5 protein-coding genes are annotated in these 5302 nt (G+C 63.3%); 4 read left to right on the top strand and 1 reads right to left on the bottom strand.

Annotated elements, in window-relative coordinates; translation table 11 throughout:
* Positions 1-554 precede the first annotated feature (554 nt).
* The 4 genes from AC1D1P_RS13530 to AC1D1P_RS13515 all read left to right on the top strand — a co-directional run bounded on the left by AC1D1P_RS13530 (position 555) and on the right by AC1D1P_RS13515 (position 4901).
* A complete protein-coding gene (locus tag AC1D1P_RS13530) occupies positions 555-3089 on the top strand; it encodes a DUF1631 family protein (RefSeq protein WP_477673337.1) in 2535 nt (844 codons plus the stop codon).
* A gap of 75 nt (positions 3090-3164) precedes the next feature.
* Entirely contained in the window at positions 3165-3983 is an 819-nt protein-coding gene (locus AC1D1P_RS13525; protein WP_477673336.1) for a fused MFS/spermidine synthase, read from the top strand.
* A gap of 172 nt (positions 3984-4155) precedes the next feature.
* Positions 4156-4593, top strand: a complete 438-nt coding sequence (locus AC1D1P_RS13520) for an OsmC family protein (protein WP_477673335.1) — start codon at positions 4156-4158, stop codon at positions 4591-4593.
* Between the two features lie 29 nt (positions 4594-4622).
* Positions 4623-4901, top strand: a complete 279-nt coding sequence (locus tag AC1D1P_RS13515) for a hypothetical protein (protein WP_477673334.1) — start codon at positions 4623-4625, stop codon at positions 4899-4901.
* 21 nt (positions 4902-4922) lie between these two features.
* Here AC1D1P_RS13515 and AC1D1P_RS13510 read toward each other — a convergent pair whose 3' ends face one another.
* Positions 4923-5258 (bottom strand): hypothetical protein, encoded by a 336-nt coding sequence (locus AC1D1P_RS13510; RefSeq protein ID WP_457282321.1) that lies wholly within the window; start codon positions 5256-5258, stop codon positions 4923-4925.
* Positions 5259-5302 lie beyond the last annotated feature (44 nt).

Raw genomic sequence — 5302 nt, 5'->3', positions numbered from 1 at the left:
GTGGCTACACCGAGCCGCTGCTGCACGCCTGGCGGCTGAAGGTAAAAGCCGGCTTGTGAGCCGTTAAGTCTGCGGCAGGGGTGCGGACGGGGGCTTGCGCCTGCTGCAGCCTGTGCCTGACAGAGTCAACTTGCTACTGAATTGATAGCTGTTGGCGCAAGCTGTTATTGGCCTGCAGGCCAAATACTCTTGAAAATCCGGGTTCGGCCCGCTGGCGCCGGTGCGCCCCCATGGCGAATGACAGCCGGTCAGGCGTTGATAACCCCTGAGCTTGCGGAGGTGTTGCGCCAAACTGACCTTTACAAAAGGGCCGCCGATCTTGCAAAACCGGCCGCTCATCGCCATTCGCGGGATTTAAAGGCTGGTTACGGACCGTTCCGTGACAAAAACCCTGTAATTCATATGTATGCGTTGGAAACCAAGTGAAACACTTTKCAAGTACTTCAATGAAATCGCGGTTGGCCCTTACGCTAGCGTCTCCCCCCTCTCCGGCCACAGATCGGTTGCAAGCCGGCCGGCAAATGTGATTAATACCAATTTTCCCGAACTCCTCGATGGCTTCGCAACCTGACGTCCTTCAATCCTGTCTTCAGGCGGCTGCCAAAGCAGCCCGGCCTGCGCTGGAACGGTGCATTGATGACGCCGTGGCGGGGCTGCAGATTGCCGAGTCACAAAGCCCAAAAGTGGCCGAGCGCGACGAACTCGCGGCGGCCTGGCGGGGACTTCAACAAAACAAGCCCGTCTGGGTCGTGCAATACCCGGCAGACCTGCTGGTGCATTTCAAGGCGAATGTGGCTGTTGCGGTGCAGGCGGTGCGCGCGCCGGCAGCATCTCCAGACCAGCTCGCTGCTTCAGCCGCAGCCGCATCCAGCACCTTCGCCGCCCTGTCTTATGCCAGCTTCGCCCTCGTCGACGACGACGATGTGTCCCAGGCCATTGAATCGTCACGGCTGCTCCAGCTGGTGCTGCCGGCGGTCGACCACGTCCTCGCCGAACTCAACAAACTGATCAGCACAGTGCAGGGGCTGCCGAATGTGCGCCCGGAGCTCAATCCGCTGCGCCCTGAAGTGTTTGCGCAGACCCTGCGCGAAATGATCACCGCAAGCAATGCGGGCCCGGCCATCGTTTCGCTGTGGCTCAGGTATCTTGCCGAGCCTCTGGGGCGCGAACTCGGGCAGGTCTACGAACGCCTGGTTAACCAGCTGGAACTTGCCAACGTACAGGGCGCCAGCTACCGCGTATTGCAGACCCCTGCGAGTGCAGCCCCCAGCAGGGCCAGGGGTACCGGCGGCGCAGGTTCCGGGTCGGGCGCCGGTACCGGAGGCGGTGAGGGCGGAAACGGTGGGGGCTCCGTCGAATCCGGCCGCCACCAGCCGCCCCCGCAATATGCCGACCTCTCCAACTATGAGATCCGGGATGAGTTGTTCCAGGATTTCCTGTTCCATGGCGGCAGCAACGCCCATCACGGGCTGGCGCCGTCCTATTACGAAACGGTCGAGGAAGAGCTGGTCGCCCTGCAGGAAGCGCCCGACTCTTCCGGCGCGCCGTTGGCTGAGTCGCAAGCCGCGCCCTCACATGAATACCAAAACCTGCCGGCGGTAGACCGTCCGCAGCGGATGGTCGATGAGCGCAGCCAGCTCAGCCCGCAGGTTTGGGGCTCGTACGCCCGGCCCCGCGAGCGCGCCATCGTCCGGACCCAGCTGAAGAAAGAGGCCAAGCAGGTCGGTCAGGTGCTGGGCCTGGAAGTGGTGCGCAAGCTGGTCAAACAGGTCGCGCAAGACCCGCGCCTGCTGGTGCCGGTGCGGGAAGCCATCGTGGCGCTGGAGCCTGCGCTGCTGCGTCTGGCCATGGTGGACCCGCGCTTTTTCAGCGACGAAGGCCACGCCGGGCGCCGCGTCATGGAGCGYGTGGCGCAACGCAGCTTCAAGTACAACGACGAATTCAGCCCTGAGTTCCTGGCGTTTTTTGAGCCGGTCACGCGCGCTTTCAACGGGCTGAACAGCCTGACGATCGAAGATGCCCAGCCTTTCGCGATGGCACTGGCCGARCTCGAATACGGCTGGGACGAGCARGACCAGCTCGAAGCGGAAAACCGCAACAACGTGCTGCAGGCCCTGCGTTTCGCCGAAGAGCGCCAGACGCAGGCGGACCAGATCGCCTTTGAGCTGAGCACGCGCTCGGACCTGGACAAGGTGCCTGGCCTGGTGCTGGACTTCCTGTTCGGCCCCTGGGCGCTGGCCATGGCGCACGCCAGACTCTCCGATACACGCAACCAGGTTGATCCGATGGGCTTCGGTTCGGTGGTGCCTGACCTGCTCTGGAGCGTCAAGCGGGAAGTCACCCTGAAACGCCCGGCCAAACTGATTGAGATGATTCCCAGCCTTTTGGGCAAGCTGCATGAGGGGCTGGAGCTGCTGGGGCAGGACCCGCGCGAAAGCGAGCCTTTCTTCGAAGGCCTGATGATGCTGCACCGGCCCGTGCTCAAACTGCGCCGCCTGAAAAGCCGGCGTGACGCCGAAGAATCGGGCGCCGTACCGCTGGAGCCCGAAGAAGATTCGGCCACGCCTGAACAGCGCCTTGCCAAGGCCGCCGCGCACCCCTGGCTTGCGCGCGACGATCTGGACGCCGCAGGGTTTGAAGACACCCTGCCGACCGTGCCTGGAGAACTTGCTCCGATCGAGGAAGACGAACCGCCGCCGATAGAACCCATGCAAGCGGCAAATGAGCCCGACTCCAGCCATCCGGAATACCTTGCCGCGGCGGCAGCCTCCGCAAATGCAGTACCGGCCATGGCCCAAAGCGAAGCCGAGCGCCTGTTGCTCAGCCTGCGCTCCGGCCACTGGGTGGATATGTACTCCAGGCGCCGCTGGCTGCGAGCCCAGCTGATCTGGGCCAGCACCAAGGGCACGCTGTTCATGTTCGTGAGCCACGGCGGCCAGCCCCACTCGATGACCAAGCGCAGCTGCGAACGGCTGATCCGCGAACGCCTGCTCAGGCCGGTCGACAGCCAGGGTGTGGTGGCGCAGGCCCTGGACGCGGTCGCTTCGGAAGTCGCCACCACGACGCAGCCCGAATCCCAGCCGGTCTGAGGCGGGTCCCGAACGGGGCGGCAAACCTGCCGCCGCCGGCTTGATGGTGGAACCATCCCGCACAGCTTAAATCCCATGACCTCCTGGCCCGACCTCACGCAACTTCCTGCCGATCCTGTACCCGCGGGCCCGGCTGAACTGCCGCCCCCAGCGCATGCCCAGCCGTTTGTGCATGACGACGGAAACATCCGGTCGCTTCACTTCACGATGGGTGAACTGCAAAGCCGCATGCTGATGCACAGCCCCTGGCGCCTGGAAGTGGACTACACGCTGACGATGATGGGTTTCCTGCTCTTTCGGCCCGCGCCCCTGCACATCGGAATGATCGGCCTCGGGGGCGGCTCCCTGGCCAAGTTCTGCCACCGGCAGCTGCCGTCCAGTCAGATGACTGTGCTGGAGATCAACCCTCAGGTGGTGGCGCTGCGGCGCGAATTCCGCGTGCCCGACGATGATGCGCGGTTCCGCGTCATCGCCGCTGACGGGGCCGATTTTCTGCAGGCCGGTACCTCCCGGTTCGACGTGCTGCTGATCGACGGGTTTGACCACCAGGGGCAACCGCCGGCCCTCTGTTCGCAGCGCTTTTATGACGACTGTTTTGCCGCGCTGTCGCCGGGCGGCGTACTGGTGGTGAACCTGCACTACGATGACCCGGACTATCCGCTGCTGGCGGGCCGCATTGCGCGCAGTTTCGACGGCAATTCCGTGGAAATTCTTGCCCAGGAAAAAACCAACAGCATCGTGTTTGCCTACCGCGGGAAGCCCGTTTCTGCACGCAAGCTCTCGGTGGCACAAGCTCTTTCCGCACTGGCAGACGACGAGGGCCGGGCCCAGCTCAGGGCCGAGTTTGGGCGGATCACATGGCACATGAAAGACCCGGGCGCAGACGACGCCTGACCGGTGCATCCCGGCTCACACCAGCYCCGGCCACGGCGGGAAGGCCTTACCCCGACGTGCGGCGCTGTCCGACGGCCAGCCACAAAAAAGGCGGGCACGCTGGAACGTTCAACATTTCATTTCACTGCCCTGCACGGATATACCCTGCACGCGCACAAACCTGGAGAACCCCATGACCGAAAAAACCGCATCCGTTCACTGGGAAGGCCGAGGCAAAAAGGGCCAGGGCCAGATCAGCACCGACACCGCTGCACTCAAGGCGTATCCCTACGGCTTTGGCAGCCGCTTTGAGGACGACCGCAGCGGCACCAATCCTGAAGAGTTGCTGGGCGCCGCGCATGCAGCCTGTTTCACCATGGCGTTTTCTTTTGCCTGCGACAAGGCCGGGTTCGGCACCAGCTCGGTGGACACCCGCGCCAGGGTCCGCCTGGTGCCCCAGGGCGATGGCTTCCTCATCGACCGCATTGCGCTGACCCTGGAGGCCGTGATTCCGGATATCGACGAAGCGAAATTCCAGGAACTCGCCGAAGGCGCCAAAAAGGCCTGCCCGCTCTCCAGGGCCCTGGCCAGCGTTCCCGAAATCACCCTCGCGGCCACATTACGCCGGTAGCTTTTCCGGCACCCAGAAGGACACCCGATATGAATCCCAGGACAAATTTTTCTTTTGAGGTTCAGTATGCTGCGCAGTCAGGTGCTGCTCAGGATGAGCGCGACGGCCTGATGGGGTCGCTGGGCCCTTCGCTGCAGAAGCTGTTTGCCGCCGATGATCCTTCGGCCACCGTGACGGTGAGCGACAGCCACAAGGGTGACGGCAACAAGATCATTGAATTGACGACCACCGTGCAGGATCCCCAGGTCGCCGCAACACTCCAGGCGTTTTCGAAGCAGCACGGCGTGGCCGTGAGCGCACTTGAATAGCCGGCTCCGGTGCGGCCCCGCTCAGGCTTGCCATACACCGTAACCTGCTTCGCGCAGGGCAATACCCAGTTCGACTTCCATGTCGCGCGCGGCGTCGTAGGGCATGGGGTTGTACATCTCGTACAGCTTGGGTAAAAGCCGCACGCCGAAATCACGGGCGAAACGGTTGGACTGAATGCCGGCCTTGTGTTTGTCAAAACGCACATCCGGGTCCAGCCCGGTCATACCCACATACACAAAAGGCTTGCCCAGCTGGTAGTCCGGATTGGCGCGGCGAAAGCGTGCCACGTTCCACACCTCGGGCCCAAGCTCGATCACATAGACGCTGTAGTGATGGCCTCTGGGTCGGGTGGGCATGAATGGGCGGTCGTGAAGGGTGTGCGTTGTGCCGACTTTAACGC

It is taken from the genome of Polaromonas sp. P1_E1_2 (assembly GCF_056406035.1).
Note: the sequence above shows the minus strand (reverse complement) of the source record. Positions and strands in the feature narration are given on the sequence as shown.

Coding starts and splice junctions, on each gene's coding strand:
- AC1D1P_RS13525 (WP_477673336.1), top strand. CDS start 3,165: ATGACCTCCTGGCCCGACCTCACGCAACTTCCTGCCGATCCTGTACCC.
- AC1D1P_RS13520 (WP_477673335.1), top strand. CDS start 4,156: ATGACCGAAAAAACCGCATCCGTTCACTGGGAAGGCCGAGGCAAAAAG.
- AC1D1P_RS13515 (WP_477673334.1), top strand. CDS start 4,623: ATGAATCCCAGGACAAATTTTTCTTTTGAGGTTCAGTATGCTGCGCAG.
- AC1D1P_RS13510 (WP_457282321.1), bottom strand. CDS start 5,258: ATGCCCACCCGACCCAGAGGCCATCACTACAGCGTCTATGTGATCGAG.